The sequence below is a fragment of the Alkalibacterium psychrotolerans genome (assembly GCF_054784355.1).
Genome location: NZ_BAAGPH010000088.1, coordinates 1 through 1,883 on the forward strand (window position 1 = coordinate 1; position 1,883 = coordinate 1,883).

A 1,883-nucleotide genomic window follows, 5' to 3' on the forward strand; every position below is an offset into this window, starting at 1 on the left:
ATCGAGTAGGAGGTAAATAATTAATTTATTTACCGTCCTCTCACACCACCGTGCGTACGGTTCCGTACACGGCGGTTCAATAATTTAAATATCTCTATCGCTCGTACAAATGTATTAAATCTCTTAATCCCCATTCTACGAACTTTTTATTTGTTAATGCTCGGTGTATGATTTCAGTTCGTGAAATTCGCCAGTAAGCCTTTCGGCTAGCTGCTGTTTTAAGGGCATCGTCATGACCGATACCGAGTTTCTTCAACCATTTATACCGAGTGGCGACTTTCTTCCATCTCTTCCAAATGATTTGTCTTAGCCGATGGTTTAACCATGCTTTAATTTCAATCATAAATGATTTCATAAAAGCAATTTTGTAGTAATTTATCCATCCTACTGTCACTCGGTTAATATCTGTCACAATGTCTTTAAAACTCCCTGGCCGATTTCTTCGAGTAAGCTTCTTCAACTTTTCACGGAAACGTTGTTTAGCCGACCGACTAGGTCGGCAACCTACTTTCCCATGTGATTATATAAATGAAACCCAAGAAACTTTGATTTTGTGGCTGTAGTCACTCGACTCTTCTCTTTATTGACGGTCAATCGTAAATCTTCTTCGATAAATTTGGTGATGCTCTCCATTACTCGTTCACCTGCACGTTTGCTTTTGACATAAATAACGAAGTCGTCGGCATAACGAGCAAATTTATGTTTTCTTCTTTCCAGTTCTCTATCTAAATGATGGAGATAAACATTGGCTAATAGAGGAGATAATGGACCACCTTGTGGTGTCCCCATATCTGTTTTAACATAAAAGTCTTGGTCTAAAATACCCGATTTGAGGAAGTTCCAAATTAATTTTAGAACGATTTTGTCTTGTATATAGTATTCCAGATAATTTCGTAACTTTTGATGATTAATTGTATCGAAATAATTCTTTAAATCACAATCTACCGCAATACGATAACCTTCCTCATAATATTGTTGTACTTGTTCAATTGCTTGATGGGCGTTTCGACCTTTTCGAAAGCCATAACTATAGTCAGAAAAGTGGGGGTCAATAATGGGGGCTATAACTTGTAGAATAGCCTGTTGGACAACTCTGTCTCTTATACAGGGAATACCTAGAAGTCGCTTCCCTCCATTTGCCTTTGGAATTTCCACTCGCCTAACCGGTTGAGGCATATATGTGCCTTCCTTTAGTTTTCGAATGATATGTGAACCAAATTCTGCCATGTGTGCATCTAGTTCATCGACAGTCATGCCGTCTACACCTGGCTTGCCTTTGTTCTTTTTAACTTTCTTGATGGCAAGCTTTATATTCTTTCTATCGACTACTCGATCGATTAATGAGATATCATTTTGTCTATTCATTTCTGTGTTACGCCCCTACGCACTCCTACATATTCTTTTGCTTCCAGCGTATCCTTTTGTAGGTAGCCATCTCTCTGAACTTAATCACGATGTTTTCTGCGATACTGATGGCGTGTACACCTCCTTGATTTTCAAAATTATTATTGTTCAGTCCTTCCTAACTTTCGTTAGTACTATGACGTCTGCTGACTTCTCTTCCTCCAGTTTTCCATCACTGAAAAAGTTTGATATAAAGAAAGAGACCTCCCCGGGTAAGAACGACAACCTTCTGCTCATGTCACTGCTCCATTTACTGTACAGGATTCGGGCAGTATCGGACTTCACTTTGTTTCGCAAGCTCATCCGTCCTGATTCAGCCTTTGTATGAAGTTTCTGTTCGTCAGTGCAAGCATTTGCGTCCGTCTTCCTTCAGATTCCGCCTCACGGCGGACACCCTTGACTTTCGCTAACAGTTCCTACTGCCAAGTCTGTAGTGGACTTTCACCACCAAGTTGTCGCCCATGCCGGGCGCACGAAAA

2 protein-coding genes are annotated in these 1,883 nt (G+C 40.3%); both read right to left on the reverse strand.

What is annotated here, in order from left to right:
• Positions 1-94: 94 nt before the first annotated feature.
• Positions 95-460, reverse strand: a complete 366-nt coding sequence (locus ACYVLS_RS09030; RefSeq protein ID WP_460323746.1) for a group II intron maturase-specific domain-containing protein — start codon at positions 458-460, stop codon at positions 95-97.
• A gap of 44 nt (positions 461-504) precedes the next feature.
• Positions 505-1,365: a group II intron reverse transcriptase/maturase gene (ltrA, locus tag ACYVLS_RS09035; protein WP_460323748.1), complete on the reverse strand. Its 861-nt coding sequence runs from the start codon at positions 1,363-1,365 to the stop codon at positions 505-507.
• Positions 1,366-1,883: the final 518 nt, after the last annotated feature.